Annotated in this window: 13 protein-coding genes; 7 read left to right on the plus strand and 6 right to left on the minus strand. The window is 48.5% G+C overall.

From position 1 onward, the window contains the following. Window positions 1-678: 678 nt before the first annotated feature. The 5 genes from GK091_RS24090 to GK091_RS24110 all read right to left on the minus strand — a co-directional run bounded on the left by GK091_RS24090 (window position 679) and on the right by GK091_RS24110 (window position 3,839). Window positions 679-1,581 carry a peroxiredoxin family protein gene (locus GK091_RS24090; protein WP_164043051.1) on the minus strand — a complete coding sequence of 301 codons (903 nt, stop codon included), beginning with the start codon at window positions 1,579-1,581 and terminating at the stop codon, window positions 679-681. A gap of 81 nt (window positions 1,582-1,662) precedes the next feature. After that, window positions 1,663-1,971, minus strand: a complete 309-nt coding sequence (locus GK091_RS24095; protein WP_164043053.1) for a hypothetical protein — start codon at window positions 1,969-1,971, stop codon at window positions 1,663-1,665. A gap of 191 nt (window positions 1,972-2,162) precedes the next feature. Beyond that, entirely contained in the window at window positions 2,163-2,579 is a 417-nt protein-coding gene (locus tag GK091_RS24100) for a DUF6273 domain-containing protein (protein WP_262889228.1), read from the minus strand. A gap of 273 nt (window positions 2,580-2,852) precedes the next feature. Then, entirely contained in the window at window positions 2,853-3,374 is a 522-nt protein-coding gene (locus GK091_RS24105; protein WP_164043057.1) for a hypothetical protein, read from the minus strand. Between the two features lie 75 nt (window positions 3,375-3,449). Then, window positions 3,450-3,839 carry a hypothetical protein gene (locus tag GK091_RS24110; RefSeq protein ID WP_164043059.1) on the minus strand — a complete coding sequence of 130 codons (390 nt, stop codon included), beginning with the start codon at window positions 3,837-3,839 and terminating at the stop codon, window positions 3,450-3,452. A 597-nt stretch (window positions 3,840-4,436) separates the two neighbouring features. Here GK091_RS24110 and GK091_RS24115 point away from each other — a divergent pair. Next, on the plus strand, window positions 4,437-4,814 hold the full coding sequence (locus GK091_RS24115; protein ID WP_164043061.1) for a DUF3859 domain-containing protein: 378 nt from the start codon (window positions 4,437-4,439) through the stop codon (window positions 4,812-4,814). A 272-nt stretch (window positions 4,815-5,086) separates the two neighbouring features. Beyond that, window positions 5,087-5,479, plus strand: a complete 393-nt coding sequence (locus tag GK091_RS24120) for a transposase (protein ID WP_164043063.1) — start codon at window positions 5,087-5,089, stop codon at window positions 5,477-5,479. 187 nt (window positions 5,480-5,666) lie between these two features. On the opposite strand, the gene GK091_RS24125 is transcribed toward GK091_RS24120, so the two are convergent. Then, the gene (locus GK091_RS24125) at window positions 5,667-9,329 is read right to left on the minus strand and encodes an FG-GAP-like repeat-containing protein (RefSeq protein WP_164043065.1); all 3,663 of its coding nucleotides are present in this window, start codon (window positions 9,327-9,329) and stop codon (window positions 5,667-5,669) included. Window positions 9,330-9,999: 670 nt separating this feature from the next. Between GK091_RS24125 and GK091_RS24130 the strand changes: the two genes are divergently transcribed. From GK091_RS24130 to GK091_RS24150, 5 genes are all read left to right on the plus strand, one after another. Beyond that, entirely contained in the window at window positions 10,000-12,306 is a 2,307-nt protein-coding gene (locus tag GK091_RS24130) for a tetratricopeptide repeat protein (protein ID WP_164043067.1), read from the plus strand. A gap of 263 nt (window positions 12,307-12,569) precedes the next feature. Then, window positions 12,570-14,363 carry a tetratricopeptide repeat-containing sensor histidine kinase gene (locus GK091_RS24135; RefSeq protein ID WP_164043069.1) on the plus strand — a complete coding sequence of 598 codons (1,794 nt, stop codon included), beginning with the start codon at window positions 12,570-12,572 and terminating at the stop codon, window positions 14,361-14,363. A 203-nt stretch (window positions 14,364-14,566) separates the two neighbouring features. Next, a complete protein-coding gene (locus GK091_RS24140; RefSeq protein WP_164043071.1) occupies window positions 14,567-15,358 on the plus strand; it encodes a response regulator in 792 nt (263 codons plus the stop codon). A 687-nt stretch (window positions 15,359-16,045) separates the two neighbouring features. Beyond that, window positions 16,046-16,873 carry a type 1 glutamine amidotransferase domain-containing protein gene (locus tag GK091_RS24145; protein WP_164043073.1) on the plus strand — a complete coding sequence of 276 codons (828 nt, stop codon included), beginning with the start codon at window positions 16,046-16,048 and terminating at the stop codon, window positions 16,871-16,873. Next, window positions 16,863-18,581, plus strand: coding sequence for a thiamine pyrophosphate-binding protein (locus GK091_RS24150; RefSeq protein WP_164043075.1), 1,719 nt, complete (start codon window positions 16,863-16,865; stop codon window positions 18,579-18,581). Before GK091_RS24145 ends, GK091_RS24150 begins: the two co-directional genes overlap by 11 nt. The last annotated feature ends 29 nt before the right edge of the window (window positions 18,582-18,610 follow it).

Here is an 18,610-nt window from a genome sequence, read left to right on the forward strand (position 1 = left end):
GCAGGGCAAGTCAGTTTACGGCCAGCGAATCGAACCGGCGGGTGCTGTCGAGCGGGTGAGCTTACCGCTGGGAGCTAGTACCGGGGTCTTGCTCTTACAAGTAAGTACGCCTACCCAACGTCAGCAGGTGAAACTACTGCGGACCAATTAAAGTTAACGCGATTGCCCGACAAGAGTTTAGATCGAACAATCTGGCTTTTGCAAGGCCTATCGCCTTATCGAATCAGGTAGCTATTGAGTAGGGTCTTACATTAGTTTCTAGACCAAAGTAAGTTGGATTAGTTACCTTGATGGAAAGCCGTGTCCCTGTTGGATACGGCTTTTTTTGTTCTTAGGTGCTAAGCGTCTACTACCCCTTGCCGGTTTGCCAATACGAAACGCTACGCCCCCTGGCCACTCATTCCGGATCGGATCACGTTGAGCTCCTGTGTTTCATGGCGCGTCGTCTCCTCAAAAGCAGTAGCCAATCGTAGGGGAGAGTGCGTTGGGTAGGCGAGGAATTGCGTTAGCCAGCTAGTAAAATAGTAGCATGGTACGACCAAAGTCACCGTCTTTTAAAACGCTCCCTCCTGAGATAAAGAAGCCTTTATACATATGCTTACTAATTTGGGCACTTCGAAAGACAACTTGATTTGACAAATGGGGCAACGTCCATCCGTAACCTACGATCTGCTACCCCTACTTATTGAGAGCTAAGCTTAGTTCGTGGGGCCGTAAATTCCTGCCAATAATAATGCCCTTGGGATCAATCAGGATCGAAGTAGGCAAACCCCCAATATGGTAGCTCTCAATCAGATTGTTCGTACTATCTGAGATAATTTGAGGCCAAGCCAAAGGTTGCTTCGCCAGGAAGTTAGCTAAACGCTCGGGTGAGTCTTTCACCACACCGATGAAAACTACCTTTTTCTTGTCGACGTTTTGATACACCTTCTTCAAGGCAGGTATATCGGTCACGCATCCTTTACACCAGGGAGCCCAAAAATCAACATAAACATATTGGCCTCGATACTGATCTAAATCAATCAATTGACCACTAGCAAACGCTTTGGCTAGAAAGGGTCTGAATGGATAACCCACTTGCAATGAATAAGGTCTTTCTAATGAGCTGACAGGCTCTAGCTCTAACCAATTGTTATAGACATCGACGCCTTTATTCTTGTAGCTTACTCCATCAATTTTGATAATATCATCTATCACAATTTCGTCTTTGGGGGCAACCTTTTGCGCGATCAAACTCGTGGACGGATCGATTAAGTTAGACACCTCAAAATCGGGTCTGGTAAAGCCCGAAGATACCAGTAAGTTATAGTCTTTGCTCCCCTGCTTTATAAAGACAGCCGCATATTGAGGAAAATTGTAGAGTAATTGACTTCCATACATTTTCAAGACCATGGGTATCTTCATGGGTCGAATTCGCCCTTGCTGATAGACTTCATACTGAACTGAAATGGCTTTTTTATAGCGATAGGGATCGTTAATAGCCATTCGTTCAGGATAGAGGGTCATCTCATCGGCGAAGTCAAGATTGTTATTGGCGTCAACCTTGACAGACCATCTTTGGGTAGTTTCATCAAACCCCATCAGGATGTATAGATAGCACGTAATGGGTGCTTTAGAGAGCTTCGTGGTATCCGGTGACCAGTTCCAGACCTTTTGTAACCCCTAATAATCGAGCTGGCTGATATGCCCCGCCAAGACTTGTTGATAAATGAATTGACGGGTATTCAACCAAATGTGACAAACTTGAGTATTACTCCAGTGAGCTGGTATTCCTTTGACCTTACTGTAGGTTTTAGCCCACAGAGGTGAGTCTTTGCTGGCATTGTCGATTGGCGAAAAGCCTGGATGAAAGGGGCCATAGCCTTCGATGAGTTGGATTGGCAAGAACCGAACCGTTTCGGTCTGATCAGCCCTATGGTGGCATGCCATCAACGTAAAAACCAGACCTACCAACCAGACGGAGATTTTCATGATGATTTGACTAGATGAGGCCTGTTAGTTAAGTGCTTATCTAGTAGTCAATCTACCAAAATTTTGATTTCTAGAATAAGATCTCACAAAATGCTCCCAATTGAGACAAAGGAATAATCTTGTGGCCCCTTCATTTATTCGGCGTCTTGTGAGTTAATTAAAAGGAGTTGTATTGCACACCATCATAAGCATTAATCCTCCAGCCGTAGCCATAAGGCTGGACGAACACCGCCACCGTCTCTGGGCTGGCCGAAGACGCCGTTGCCACGCACATAAACATGGCCATGTTTGGTGATACTGGCACCCGTGCGTCCGTAATAGCCCGGCGAACAAAGTCGCCACCCGTGGAAGTCCGTACCGTAGCGAGCTTGTCGATTTCCGTTATTTTGGTCGTCAACAAGCCAAGTTTGCCCCCCTTTAGTACTCAGCTTGGCCTGGCTGTCGCCAAAATACTGGCAAACCTCTTGCAAGCTTAGTAAGAATAGGTGATCGGCGGTGTCTGGCCCTCCTGCAGTATTGAACCACGGGTTGTTGGCATTCCGGTTGGTAACCTGCATAATTTGGGCCTGCTCCTCAGGGCCGAATGAAGGATAGAGTTCCTCATTCAGGTAATGCCTTTAGTTCGAATTTGCCCAGGTTACATTGACAAACTGATGGTGATACCATCGCAGATCCACTATGTCTTGCGTAATAATCAGCGCTCTTTGCCCCTTTTCAATGGCTAGCACCTGCCAGGTATACTGGCCGAAGGTAATTAGGTCGTGTTTTATCATTCTTAACATGCCGGTTTGGCTAGCCCTCTACTCTAAATAGCATTAAAACGTTGGGTTACTTATTCTCAGTTATGGCTCCTACCTGGGACACTATCCTATAAACATGAGTCATCCCGAAGTTTGGAGGATGATTTGGTAAGTGGTAAGCAAAGCAGCTAAAGCGGCCCGAAGCCGATAAAGCGGTGTCAGTGCAGACTGGCACCGCTTTCCCGTTCGATGGCACCATCGGCGTAGCAAGGCTAAGCGATAACCCGTCTGGTCCACCGCTAGCAGTTGGAGCAGGAAAGCATACATCAAGGCAACCATCATCATCAACTTGAGCCGGTTGAGCCAGAACCACAGCCGGGGCGACTGGATGGCTAACTCACTTTGGGAAAAGCGCCAGCAGGCCTCAATTTGTCCCGGCGGGGAACCGCACCGTCGGGCATAGGCCAGCACTACCGACCAAAGTTGGTCAGCGTCCTCACAGGGCTGATTAGTGAGCAAATACCACGGTTCTTTACCCTTACCAATCCGGGAGACAACCAGCCATAAGGCCTGCTCAGGATAAGTTGGGTGAGTAACTGGTAAGGCCAGCACTGCACTCTTACGCCACTGTTGCTGGTGGGCATCCCAGACTTGACGGCGCACCTGAGCCGGCTTGCCCCGAGCAATCTTCCAGGCGTTACGCGGCCCTTTCTCATCAATAAGTTGGTAGCGTTTGGGTCAGCGCACCACAAACGGCACCGCTTGGCCGATCAACTCGCCCAGCCAGCGTTTACCCGCATAGCCCCGATCAAACACATGCCACAGCGTACGCCCAAAAACCTCAACGGCCTTAGTCAACAAATTGGTTTGCAACGTTAAGCGGTCTTGGGCGTGCTCCCCCCGTGTGGTGTACCAACGGAAGAAGGCTACCATAGGATGAGTCTTCCGACCTGCCAACAACAAGCCTATCCACTCGAAGCCAGGCACATGTACAGGCCGACCTCCGGGCGGATTAAAGAAACCCGGTTTGATGCGTTTGAGCCGTTTGGCTTTGCTGCTACGAACCGCACATAAGCCTTCGGAGCGAATACTTTCGGGCTTTTCGACTACACTTTCGTCCCAGAGCAAAACCCCAACTTGGTGCTGATCCAGCAATTGGCGGGCTACCCCTTAAGCTTTTTCCAGGAGGAACTCCTCAATTAGGGTGTGGCTCCAAGCCGTACTGCGGAGCAGATTACTAATACGTTTAATCCCCGCCGGAGCGTGTTGCTCGCCCAGTAATTTGCCGCCTAACTCACTCAACAGCAGTCCCAGAGTGTTGTGTCGAAACCGGATGATGCACCCCAGTAGGGCTTCAAAGGTGCTTACCAAGCGTCGATCAACGAGCCGATCCAGCCGCTCGGCCAGAGGCTGAATGAAGGTTTGTAGCCGGTCTTAGAAATAATGGGCCTCTTGCTTGACATCGTCGGTCGAGTTACCGACTTTTATGGAGTCCTGGGACATAAGAAAACCTTCCGGTTAGTAGTTCGCACCACTAAATTCGGAAGGTTTTCGCTTTATAGACAACCCCTCAAACTTCGGGATGACTCATGTTTAATGAAACGGGGTTAGGTTGTCATTTCGTACTTTAGCTAACATACAACAGATTATAGAACAGAAGTAGGCCGCTTTTATACTATGGGAAGTAGTGCTCACCTGATCAATTACGGGATTTGTAGACCTACTATGAAGTCTGTTACTAATTTCCGCCTTAGCCCGACCGGCTATTATTTCGGAGCGGACGATTTAATTTTTAGTGAGAAAGTCGATAGAGTGAAGTTAAAAAGGGGTTTGGTTTTTGGCATTGCCTATAGCTTAAAGAGTAACCAAGATGCTTTTTTGTGCCGTATTATACACCCTATGCTCGTAAATCCAACTACAGGAAAGGCATATAAAGAGACGATTGAAGAAAAGTATAGGTCAACCAATGGACTAAACTTTGATTACTATCGAACTGAACATACCTGGGAAATGATAGCCGGAGAATGGGTCTTCCAAATCGAACAATCCGGTAAAGTCTTGCTTGAAAAGTCGTTTGAATTATATGGTTCGCTACTGCTTTGATTAACATAATCGTCACTTATACAACGGTCAACTATTTATGTAGTTGTTTTATTAGATTTGTAGTTAATCTTTCTAATTGAATCACTCAAACTTCAACATAATATGATTTCCTACATACTTAGCTGGATGGTCTGGTTGGCTTCCTTTACCCATCTTACCATCAAGACAGGACAAGAGAAGAACTCAATAGCCATTCAAGGAAGCTGCTATAATGTGTGGACCTGCTACATTTGACTGGACATTAAGTTAAGCATGATCTAACTTAGTGAACCATGAAAACCAGGAGGCAGTACGACGATAAATTTAAAACGATGGCCGTCGAGCTGTCGGTGGCCAAAGGCTCTTTAAAAGCGACCGCTGAAGAGTTAGGCATTACCCCGCACATTCTGACCCGATGGCGTCGAGAGCGATTAACTCCTACCGGCACCACAATCAGTACGCACCCTCAAGTCAGCCAAGAACAGCAGGAAATTTTGCGCCTGAAAAAACAACTCAAGCAAGCCGAGTTAGATCGGATCGCCGAAGCGACGCGATATCCTAAAAAAGGCGGTCAGCATCTTCTCCAAGAACGACCGCGCGGCGGACCGTGGGAAATATTTGGATTCATAAAAGTGAACTTGCTAGCTTTCACTGGACAACTATTTCTTGGCTTTTTTGTCCAGTGAAAGCTAGCAAGTCCACTGTCTTCTGCTGGTTTTCATTGCACACTAAGTTAGATCACACTTAACTTAATGTCCAGTCAAATGTAGCAGGTCCAGTTCTGCACACGGAGCCAGGTGATGAACAATCAGAAAAGTAGAAGCCCGAACTAATCAGATCCGGGCTTCGAGACTTGTCACGAGTAAGACTGAATTAAAACTTTAGTAGCTTGACCTGCTGCCGCTGGGTGGGGGTGCTCACCTGTAATAGCAATATACCTTTACTGTTACCAACGGGTACACTTACCCGTTCGGATGGGCCAGCTTCGTCAATTTGATACTGATGCACTACCCGGCCCTGACTGTCTACCAAATTCAGCTGTACGGACTGACTGGCGGCACCATTAATTTCGATCTCCGCAGATTTGCCTTCAACCGGATTACCGAACACCCGTACCTGTAATTCGGTGCCAGCTTCTTGAACACCCAACCGGGCAGAAACCGTGTTACAGACCGTCAGCCAGTTATATGTGTACCTGGCTATTGTAGCTCCCTGTTGGGCACTCAGCGTGATAACAGGGTTGTCGGTATAAAGGTCCAAACTATACGGACCGGCATCGGTGGTTGGCAGTTTCTCGTTTACGACGGAGAAGCTGATGGGTGTACCATCCACTCCGCTGTACTGAGGAGTAAACGTAATCCGGCGTTTATCGGGGCGTAGCACTTCACAACGCACCGTACTTACGTCGACAATAGCAAAGCTTGTTGGCAAGCCAGGGGCGGGGCTAACCGTCAATTGGAAACTGCTACCGACAGACAATCCACCAGGATCAACGGCGCTGACGTTTATGGTCGACACGCCCGTTACTGATGGAGTACCGCTAATCACACTACCCGTTAAACTAAGTCCAGCCGGTAAGCCCTGTACCGAAAAGGCGAGTGGCTGCTGGTCAGGATCAGAAAAATAAGTTTTCAGTTCTAACTGGTAAGCCTGCCCCTGTGAGATAGTCTGGTTCGGTACACCAGTAGTTACAGGTGGGCGATTTGGGCTATTTCCGGACTGGCAGGAAGCAAACCAATTGTAGCTATATCGGGTCTCGCCGGTGCCAGCCTGCGTAGCTACCAGAATAATTACTGGGTTATCGGTGTACAGACGTAGCGTGTACGGAGCAGGATCGGTAGTGGCTGTCTTTTCGTTAACGACCGAGAATGAAATGGGGTTCGTATTCTGACCACTGTACTGAGGGGTGAACGTGACCTGATAACCTCCTTTTGCTTCATCGAACAGTTGACAGTTAACCATCGTAACGCTGCCTATGGCAAACCCACCCGGCAAGATGCTTACCGATAACGGTGCTGACGGAGGGCTGGTGCAGGCATTCACCACGCAAGCCGCCGTGATAGTGTAGTTGCCCGGCTGGGTGAAGGTATACATTGAGCCATTGGCCGTACCTGTGCCACCCTGCGGATTCCAGTTGATCGTGCCACCCGCGCAGCCCGAAGCCGTCACCGAGATGGGCTGGTTGGTGGTGGTCTGGGCATTAGCCGCTAGGGTGGGAGCCGCCAAGGTGGTGCTCGTGCCCACCGTAGTCTGGCCGGTGGCCGTACAGCCCGTCGGTGCTGTGACGGTTACGCTGTACAACCCACCCATGCTCACCGTCGCCGTATTACTGGTAGCACCACTACTTTGAGTAGCTCCCAGGCTGAAGCCATACGTACTCCCGGTGAGGCCGCCCGTAGCCGTCAGGACAACACTGGTCTTGGCGCAGGTCAGGGGACCGTCATTGCTGAGCGTGACGGTGGAGGCCGGACAGTTTACCACAAACGTGGTGGGATTGGCACTGCCCTCCACTGTCGGATCATCGGTCAGCACCGTGCTTTCGTTGGTGTTATTCGCGTCCCCGTCAAAGCTGATACTGCCCTGGTTGGCGATACTCTGCCCGTTGGTACCGTTGGCAATGAGGGCCGTGATGGTGATGGTCACCTGGCTGTTGCTGGCGATTGATCCATTCCAGGTCACAGTGTTTGCATTGAAAGCAATCTGGCCCGCACTCGATGACACAGAAGATACAGTCAAACCTGCGGGCAACACATCGGTAAATTCGTTGCCTGGATTGTTATTCTGAATACCCAGACCTGCGTTCCGGAGTACAATCGTATAGGTCGCTGTGCCGCCGGGAACGAAGCTGCCCGAAACAGTCTTGGTCCCGCTCACCGAGGCTGGGTTCAACACGGTAAGTGAAAAGGCCGATGAGGTAACACTGTTACAGGAACTGGTTGCTACCAGCGAGTAGGAACCCGCCTGGGCAGACGTTACACTGGTTAACGTCAGCGTGGCTGATGTTTGACCGGTAACAATAGCTCCGTTTCGATACCATTGGTAGCCTGTAACTGCACCGCTTACCGATACGGGTACACTCACGTTGGCACCTGTCAACACAACCGAAGAACTGGGTGGTTGCTGCGTGATACCGATCCCTTGCCGAACTGTCAGAGAGAATCCATCGCTGAACACACTTAATTCTTCACCAGTGTAGCGGGCACTACCTGTTACCTGAACATAGTACAGGCCTGCATCTCCTGGTTGAACGTTCGTTAAACTCAGCGTAGCCGATGTTTGTCCGGGAACGGGGGTAGCCGTAGTTTGTGTATTACGATACCATTGGTAACGAAGACTTGTTGTCTGAGTAGCATCGCTATAGAAGCCGTCGCCCCGGGCTCCTACGGTCACGCTGACCGGACTACCTACACAAACAGTCTGGCTGGCGGGAGTTGGCTGGCCATATACCTGAACTCCATTTTCAAAATACCGGATTTTACCGGATTTTACGCCCCCTGCCAAATCCAGGTCATTGTCCCTATCCATATCGCCCAATTCAATGCGGGGTACATCGTCAGCGCTGAACGTAATGCCGTTAAACGGGTTAGCCGCGTTATTAATCCGCACGTAAACAGGAGCCGTAGTTGTTCCTACATTGCGATAAAAAGCAATGGATGTTCCGGAGACGGCAACATCCAGATCGCCGTCACCATCAATGTCGCCTACGACCGGATTACCATGTCCGGCATCCGGAGTAAACCCGTTAAACGGATTTCCAGAACCGGTAACTTCTTCGAAGACTGCGTTTGTTGTCGTCCCTGTATTGCGCAGGTAGTGGAACGCTTTGCTGGTCAGCACCAGCAGATCCAGGTCCCGATCGCCATCAAAATCGGCCAGATTGACGAAAGAAACACCTTCACCCGCGTAGTTGATACCAGCCGCCGGATCCGCTAAAGTCACTACCGAATTACCGCGGGGAGGATCACCCGGCCCGATAGGAGCACTGCCCGGCGGGGGAAAGAGGGGGTTATTTCGACTACCACTATTGATGAAAATGAGAATTTTACCTTCTTCGTTGCCGGATATACCATCCAGATCACCATCACCATCCAAATCCCCGAACGAGAACTTAAGGTTGACCGATGAGTCAAAAGAGGGATTATATACATCACTCGGTACTACGCCAGCTAAAGAGCTAATTGGCGAAGAACTTACAGGAGAATAAGAGTCCGGAAGGCTCGTGAAGGGGCTGGGACTTCGATAATAAATAAACGATTCATCCCCTGGTGACCCACCAGTATTTATGTTGTAGGAAACGCTTCCCTCAAAGTTCACGACTACCAGTTCCAGATCACCGTCGCCATCCAGGTCAGCCAGTGAGGGAGAAGCGCCGGGAGGATTAGGGTAAAAATTGTAGTTGAAGAACGGGTTCAGACCAAAATCTCCCGTTCGCTCAATGAAGCCCTGCCCCAGGACAGTAGTAGCCAGCATAACCCAGAAAAGGGTAAGCAGCCCGGCTAGAAAGGTAATTTTTGTTTTTGATAAAAAGTAGATCATAAGTGAGCTGTTTGTGCGTTAACTGGTACTGGTTGAAAAAAAAGGAGCAATAGGTTTCGAATAAATTTTTGGCCGGGCCACGACGTTAGTCGGTAACGCGGTAAAAAAGACTAAGAACGAATTTCACCCGGTGCATCACCCTGCGGTCTAATCAGATAAGGTATGTACTGATCACTGTCAACACCGGACTGTAAGCCATTGCCAAATAAATACAGTAAGCCAGGCATCGTGGCCGTGACCGTACACATGATAATTCGCTACTCGCTTACTTTTTGTTTACGTTGGATCAGGTCGGCGTTCTTGATTGATAAACAAGGCCAATATTACTGGAACTACTTCGTCTACTTATAGGTATGGCGTGAACGAATAAACTTTGGGTGTGAACGAGTAAACTTTGGGTGTCGATTCAGGATTGGTATACGCAAAAAGTATAGCTACTCATTTACATTGTGAGACCGTATAGTAGAACCCGATACCAGCAAGACAAAATCGATGTAACGGGTATTCACTTCGTTAATGTCTGATTAAATTTTAAGCGTTAACTTGCTTCTAGTCAAACTATTTTGCATCTACCAGTCGGTTGCGAACTGATTCAACTGTGAATTAAAAGATGACCAATAATTTCCCTGTATTACTGAAATCTGGCCTGACAGTATCAATTCGGTATTTTATGAAGCCCCTCATCTTTTTAGCCTTTTCTCTATTCGCTGTATTCGCACAGGCCCAGACGTCCAAAATAGATAGCTTGAATCGGCTGATTGGTCAGGCCACCACTGACACAGCCAGGATAAACCTGATCAACGCGAAGATTACGCTGTTAGTTAGCGTAAATATTGATTCAGCAATAAATCTGAGTCTGAAAAACATTCAGCGTGCGAAGCAGATCAACTATAAGCAGGGAGAAGCGCTGGCCAGACTACGATTGGCCTATTGCAGTAGCTACAAAGGTGATTATTCGATTGTTAAAGAAAACCTAAAAATAGCGGGAGCTATGTATGGCTCTTTGGGTGACTCTGCTCATCTGATCGATGTGTACAGTGCGTATGGAACGATGTATGGAATGCAAAGCAAATACGACAGTGCCATCACTTTCTTTGAGAAGAATATTGCGATCGCGGAACGCAATAATTATAAAAAAGGATTAGGCAGTGCCTATCTGAGTACAGGAATCGCTTATGACATGCTCTCGAACCGCCCGCAGGCACTGCGCTATGAGCAGAAAGCACTCACGCTGGCTGAAGCAGAGAATAATGTTCGTTCTCAGGCATTCTGCTTACTCAATATGGGCAATCTGTACAAGGGAATGCGTGACTGGAAAGCGGCTGAACAACGCTATCATAAAGCAATCCAGTTGGCTAAACAGGAAGGAATGAACAACATCGAGTTATATTCCTATACCAGTCTGGCAGAGATCTACAGGAATTTACATGCTAATCAGAAATCCTACGAATTCGCGACAAAAGCAGCAAATCTTGGCAAACAGATGGGTGACGATGGCATTGAGGCCACTAATTTGTCGACCGCTTCGCTCAATTTAGCTGAACAAAAAAAGTTTGTCGAAGCTGAAGCATTGAACAAGCAGGCTATAGTGATCGCCAACTCTTCCCAGCAGCCCCTTAATATCCACCAGGCTTATTCGGCAATGGGATCTATTCTGAAAATGCAAAAAAAGTATGCTGCAGCCATCCCATATTACGAAAAAAGCTTTGCGGTACTCGATGAGGCCGACATCTACGATGCACAAACGGGTGATATTTATAAGGAATTGTCGGAGTGCTACGAGGAAACCGGTAATTACCGCTTGGCTCTGGCTGCTAACAAGCAAGCGGCCGCTATTGCCGATTCGGTTCGGGGTAAAGAAAACATCCAGAAAGCCACCGAACTTAGTATGAACTACGAGTTTGACAAGAAAGAACAGGTTGTTCGGGCGGAACAGGAAAAAAAGAATGCTATTGCCCGTGCCAAACAATGGGCACTGATAACCGGTCTCGCCCTGATGGTCATGCTGGCGGCTGTGTCATTCTACGCTTACCGTACCAAACACAAAGCAAATACCTTGCTCGAGGAACAGAAAAGTTTACTACAGTTGCAGAAGGAACAATTGGAACACCAGAAAGAGCAGCTGGAAACAACCCTTACTAAACTAAAAGCCACGCAACGCCAATTGGTTCAGGCCGAAAAAATGGCTACTATGGGTAAGCTGACCAAAGGAATTGTTGACCGAATTCTGAACCCCCTAAATTACATTAACAATTTTTCGCTCGGTGCCAAAGACCTGCTTAAGGAACTGTTGGAAGTCATCGAAAAACACCTGCCTTCGTTCGATCAAAACGATCAGGATGACCTGGAAGACACAACCAAGATGTTGAACCAGAACCTGGAAAAAATCAACGAGCACGGTAACAGCACAGCCCGTATTCTGAAGGATATGCAAAAACTGCTGAAGGAAAAAACAGCCACGTTCGCTGTGACCGATGTCAATCAACTGCTGGAGCAGCATATCAACGCATCGTTACAAACCGTTCTGAGCGGTTATTCGCCCCCTTTGCCCGTAAAGCTGGTCTTTTATTTAGACAAACAACCGCTAAAAGTGAGTGTATTATCCCTTGAGTTTCGTCAGGTGTTGACTAGTCTGGTCGACAATTCCTGTTACTCGTTACTGGAGAAAAGTCGGCGGACAGCGGACTTTGTACCCACCATTGAGGTTACTACGCAGATCATCGATGGCCAGGTACAGATATTGTTCAGGGACAATGGGCGGGGTATAGCCGCTAAAGAAATGACCCAGTTATTTAGCCCCTTCTTCACAACAAAACCTACTGCCAAAGGAACCGGCCTGGGTTTATACATGAGCAGAGATTTGATCGAGTACCTACAGGGGCAAATGACCATTGATTCTGTTGAAGGGGAGTTTACACAGGTAACGATCACGCTACCACTTGCCCCAGTCGAGAGTTTCGTTGAACAAGTTAATTAAGCGGTACTATTAATTATAAATCAGTCACTTAAATACATACAGCACATAAGTATACTGGTAAAAAAATTCCTTTATTCATAAGTTCTTCCAAGCATTGCCCAACCAGAATACTGGATTACTAGTTTACAAACACGGTCGACCAACTGGGTGAAAAGTACTGCTGGATGGGCCAGGGTCATAGCGAACATGTTGACACACTTTTGACGCATCTTACGTGTAGCCAGACGCTTTTGTAGACGGTACTGGTTTCCATTTGCCATTCTATGAGAGAAAAATACATTCGTTGGCTACTTGCTATTTTAACTTTACTACCGGTTCGGTCGATAGCGCAGGGCGCCTTACCGGTCACGGTTTCTGATACCCTTAAAGCGTGGGTGCTTCGGGAGCGGGGCGATTCATTAGTTGAAGCCGGCCAATTTATTGACGCCAGGCAGGCCTACCAGCAATCACTTACGCTGGCACAACGTATCGATAATGCTAAGGAAATAGGATTAGGCTACCGATCCATTGGTTACTGGTATGAATCCACTGGAGATTACAACAAAGCAATCAACTATTATCAGCAGGCGCTGGAGATTTTTCGGTCTAACCCAAATCAGAGACACTATGTCCGCACATTATCATTCGTTGGATTCTGTTACGACCGGCTGAATGACCGGAAACTGGCATTACAATACATAAACGACGCAATGGCAATTGCCAAACGCAAAGGCTACCGTGATCTGGAGATGCAGGGCTATGGGGATTTGGCCAATCTTGAGGCAAATCGAAAAGAGTTTGGCCAGGCTCTCGCTCATCAGCAGATGATTCTCTCCTATTACAAACAGCAAAAAGACTGGACCGCATACTACACGGCCTTGTACAATGCCGCCCTGCTGTACAAAAACATGGGGCAGTACGTTCAGTCAGAAAAGGCTTTTGACCAGGTACTTGCGTTCGCCAATCAACCCAACGGAGACCCCTATCTGGCGGGCTATGCGTATGTCAGTTTTCCCTACGCGTTGATTCCTCAGCATAAACTCGACCAGGCAGAAACCTGTTGTCGGCGGGCGCTGGCCTGGGTAGAGCAGACAGGCACGGCGAAACACTCCCTGCTGGACGAAATTAACGGTCACCTGAGCCGGATATGGGAAGAACGGGGTGACTTCCGGAAAGCCTTATTTTATTACAAACAGCAGGTTTTTAACCACGACAGCGTTTTTAACGCTACCAAAAGTCGCCAGGTTGTCGAACTCGAAGCCCGTTTTCAGAACCGCGAGAAAGAGTTAGAAATCCAACGGCTAGCCGAAGCAAATACAGACCAGACATACCGCACCTGGCTGGCCGTCGGTGGCATTGGCCTGTTGGTCGTTTTGCTCGGCACCTTGTTCGTTTATTACAGAAGGGCCCACCACAGTACGCAAAAAATACAGCAGCAATCGGAGCGGATCTCCCTGATGCTAAAGGAGATGCACCACCGAATCAAAAATAACCTCGCTATCATATCCGGCTTACTTTTTTTGCAAACAACACGTGGCAATAATGACGAACTGGTTCAGGCCATGAAGACCGGTCAGCAACGGGTTGAGGCCATGTCGCTCATTCACCAGCGCCTGTATCAGTCTGATCAAACAACAACTATTGACATGCGGGAATACGTAGATGATCTGATACACAACCTACTGAAAGCATATGGTTACCAAACTGGTCAGTTTAACCTTCAGATGGACGTAGAATTTGTTGATTTGGATATCGATGTTGCCCTACCGCTGGGATTGATCATCAATGAACTAGCAACAAATGCGCTGAAGTATGCCTACGCCACCATTCAGCAACCCGCCCTACGTATCTGCCTGTGTTCAAATCCAAATCCGCTTCGCAAAGGAATTATCCTTGAGGTGCAGGACAATGGACCAGGTATTGACGAGCGGGAATGGCAGCAACTTAGCCACCAGCATTCATTCGGTAAACGCCTGATCACACTCCTCAGCCAGCAACTGGAAGGTACCTATGAGATTAGTAAGCGGGATGGAACCCTGTTCCGATTACAGATTCCAGTGGCCAGGCTGAGTGCATAATCACTAACGTCTATCTTGTTGCGCAGTAGTTTTAGCGAAAAACTGATTTATCAAGTATTCTTTCTCCTAACATTGACACTAACTGACTCAAATTTGATAGGTAAAGATCGTCACGAATGTAGATTTATGTAATAATTGTCATATTTGTGATGAAACCTATTGAGGCATTGGTGACCTATTGACGGTTTCTTTTTTTTACTACCATGCCAACCAATAGAACAAATCCTTTTTCTGTCTTAATCGTTGAAGACGAAGCTATTCTAGCCCTCGAACTTAGTATAAGACTGGAAGCAGAAGGCTACCTCGTTGCCGGAACAGCCACCACTGGACGGCAAGCGCTGGCCTTGTTCATGCAACCGCAGTTCCCTATTGATGTTATACTATGCGACATCAATTTACGGGGCGACTGGAATGGCATCGACACGGCCCGACAATTAAATAACCAGCGTGCCGTCCCTATCATTTACCTATCAGCCCTGACCGATCAGGCCACCATTGAGCAAGCGAAACAAACCCATCCTGCGGCTTATTTGACCAAACCCGTAACGACTGACAGCCTGCGGATTGCCATCGAAATCGCCCTAAGTAATTTTTATCCCGCATTGCCGGCTGGCCAAGCGGTTGATCAACAGCCGCCCGTTACGCTGCCCCTGTCGGCCCGGGATGGAGAAATGATTTTACAGGTCGACGATTACATTTTTCTCAAACAGAACTACCAGTTTATCCGGTTACGCCAGGAAGATGTGCTCTACGTTGAGGCCGACGATAAATACACGACGGTGGTGACCCGAACGCGCAAATTCGTATTGCGGCTGTCTCTGGGTGTGTTACTACAGCGGCTGTCGAATATGAAATTAGTGCGGGTACACCGCTCCTTCGCTGTTAATTTGCCGAATGTAGAGGCATTCAGTGATAACGAAGTTCAGGTTTCCGGACAAAATATTCCTTTAGGGCGGGTCTATAAAGAGGAATTTCTACAAAACTTTCGAATCTAATAGGGACTACCTGAAAAAAGCCTTCTACACGGGTGATTCTACCTACGAGCCCACCGTATTAATACGTACCATTCTCAATAAAAAAGCCATGATTACCCTCGTTCGCATCAGAGACAATGGGGGGATTCGCGATTCAATTCTCAGTAAAATCTACTAGTCATTTTCACGGCTAAGCAACCGGACTGGGAACAGACCTAGCTTCGCCTTTGAGCTATATTATTGTTAATCAGGAATATACAAACGATTCGACAACAGAATCAATAGAAAATCAGTGCACTGAGGCTACGAGTCAACGGCCTGTTCCAACGGGCTAACTGCACGGCAAAGGGCACATCGAGAAGCCCAAAATGAATTCCTGACTCATTCTTATTTTCGTCAAAAATCGCTTTGGTAGCTCGCACACAAAATCTGGTCGTTCGCTCCATTTGACCCGTCATTCACGCCAAGTTTTTTTATTCAACAATCGTAGTGGATAGTTTTGATTCACCATCGAGTCAAGTCCTTTTGTAAACGACGACGACTTGTTGCAAGTACCTCTTTATCCGCAATAAGACTATCACGTTCATAACACCCATCGGCGTTTTACGCTGATCAATACTATAGTTCTCCCACTATATAGGTCTAATACGCTTTACCTGTCTTAGTACGAATTGTTCTCTTTGCTTATAACTAAAAATACGCATACACATGTCTAAAAAGATTCTGGCTATCCTATCAGAATATGGATACTGGGGCATTGAATTAGTTGGCCCCCTCACCAAGTTGGAGGAAGCTGGTTACACGGTTGAATTCATGACCCCAACGGGCAAGAAAGCGGAGGCCTTACCACCCAGCTACGATACAACCTTCGTAGATCCTCCGCTAGGTCTGTGTGTAACGACGCCACTAGCCGCCAAAATGGTACAGGAGTTCGAGGCAACAAACCGCCTGGAGGAACGCAGAAACATGTCGGAAGTGGTGCCGGAACGTCCTTACTTCTCCATCCCTGATTTCCTGCGTACCTTCGAAAAATACTTCAGCGATCTGAAAGTGGCCCAGGAGGAGCTCACCACCGAGTACGCGGCTTTACTACTCGTTGGTGGCAGCGGTCCCATTATCGACATGGTCAATAACCAGCGGGTCCACGACATTATTCTGGCTTTCTACAAGAAAGACATGCCCGTTGCCGCCATCTGCTACGGCGTCGCTCCCTTGGTCTTTGCGCGTGATTTTAACGAGCGGAAATCAATCATTAAAGGGAAGCACGTAACAGGCCACTGCATTGAGTACGATTATCATGACGGTACGGGCTTTCTGCACACCGACCTCAACATGGGACCACCACCATACACCCTGGAATACATACTGAGTGATGCGGTTGGACCGGAAGGACAGTACCATGGCAACTTTGGCAAGGAAACGTCCGTAATTGTCGATTATCCGTTCATCACGGCCCGTTCGCTGCAATGCGCGTTCGAGTTTGGCGATCAGTTTGTTAACGTCCTCGATAATGGATTGAAGCGTTATGGGTGGTAAGACAGGTAATCAGAAGGTTATCGAACAGTTTCTGGCTGATGGCATGAACCACATGTTTGGTAACCCCGGCACGGTAGAACAGGGCTTCCTGGATGCCGTGGCTGAGTACCCCGACATGAAATATATCCTGACGCTTCAGGAAAGTGTGGCCGTAATGATGGCCGATGGATATGCCCGGGCAACTCAACGGCCAACCCTGGTGCAACTGCATAGTTCACCTGGGATTGGCAACGCTGTGGGCGCACTCTATCAGGCTAAAAGGGGCCATGCTCCATTGGTAGTAATCGGGGCCGATGCGGGTCTGGATTACATGAATATGGACGCTCAGATGGCCAACGACCTTGTTGCCATGATGGCCCCCGTAACCAAGTACGCCACGCTGGTTCTGTCGCCAAAATCCTTGTTACGCACCATTCGTCGGGCTATTAAAATTGCCGCTACGGCACCCATGGGACCGGTTTATGTTTGCCTGCCAATGGATGTTCTGGATGCTCTGAACGAAGAAGAAGTTGTACCAACAAGTTTCCCGTCAACACAGGTTGTTCCGTCGGCAGAGCAGATTACCCAGGCAGCCTCAATGCTGTTGGCCGCCGAAAAACCGGTCATTTTTGCGGGCGACGGAGTAACTTACTCCGGAGCGAATGATGCGCTGACGAAAGTTGCCGAATTGCTGGGAGCAGAGGTTTATGGCGTTGATTTTGGCGATGTGTTCATGGATAACACTCATCCGCTGTATCAGGGCACAACCGGCCATATGTTCGGTGCGTTCAGTCACCCCATTACCAGCAAGGGCGATGCGAACCTGATTGTCGGAACGTATATGGTACCGGAGGTTTTTCCTCGCCTGGAAGACATCTACCAGCCCGGCGCGAAGGTGATTCACATTGACCTCAACGCCTATGAGATTGCCAAAAATCACCACGTTGACCTGGGTGTGGTGAGCGATCCTAAACTGTCACTCGAAGCCCTGGCAACAGCCATCGAAACGCAGCGGACGTATGCCCAGAAGGCTGCTGGCGAAAAACGACTGAAGGCCGCCAAAGAATCCAAAAAGACCGCTTCCGTTGCTACACAACCGACCTCCGAGGTTGAAGCAGGCGAAGCGGAGGTGTCTAGGCCGTTGAAAATGGCGCAGTTCGCTGAAGTACTCGCGCAAAAAGTCCCTGCCGACGTGCTGATTTTTGACGAAGCGCTGACGAACTCACCCGCCGTGCAGCACGCCATTCCACCGCGTAAACCAGGCTCTTATTTTACCACACGGGGCGGTTCTCTGGGGGTAGGGTTTCCGGGTGCCATTGGCGTTAAGCTCGTTCATCCCGACAAAACCGTCATTGGCTTCTCGGGCGACGGGGGCAGTATGTATACGATTCAGGCGCTGTGGTCGGCGGTGCGCCACAATGCGGGTGCCAAGTTTGTGGTTTGTAACAATGGTTCGTACAAATTGCTGCAACTCAACATTGATGTGTATTGGAAGGAACGTACCATCGATGCGCACAATTACCCGCTATCGTTCGATCTCTCCTACCCAGCCATCCGGTTCGACCTGCTCGCCCAGTCGATGGGCGTTGAGGCCGTGCGCGTTGAGAAGCTCGAAGAGATTGGCCCTGCCATTGACCGGATGCTATCCGATGACAAACCGTTTCTGATCGACCTCGTCCTGGAAGGCAATCACCAGTCTGACTGGGTGAAGACAAACTGTTCGCAGTAAAGCGATCCGTTCGCTGTTCGCTATTCTTT

It is taken from the genome of Spirosoma agri (assembly GCF_010747415.1).
Taxonomy (GTDB): Bacteria; Bacteroidota; Bacteroidia; order Cytophagales; family Spirosomataceae; genus Spirosoma; species Spirosoma agri.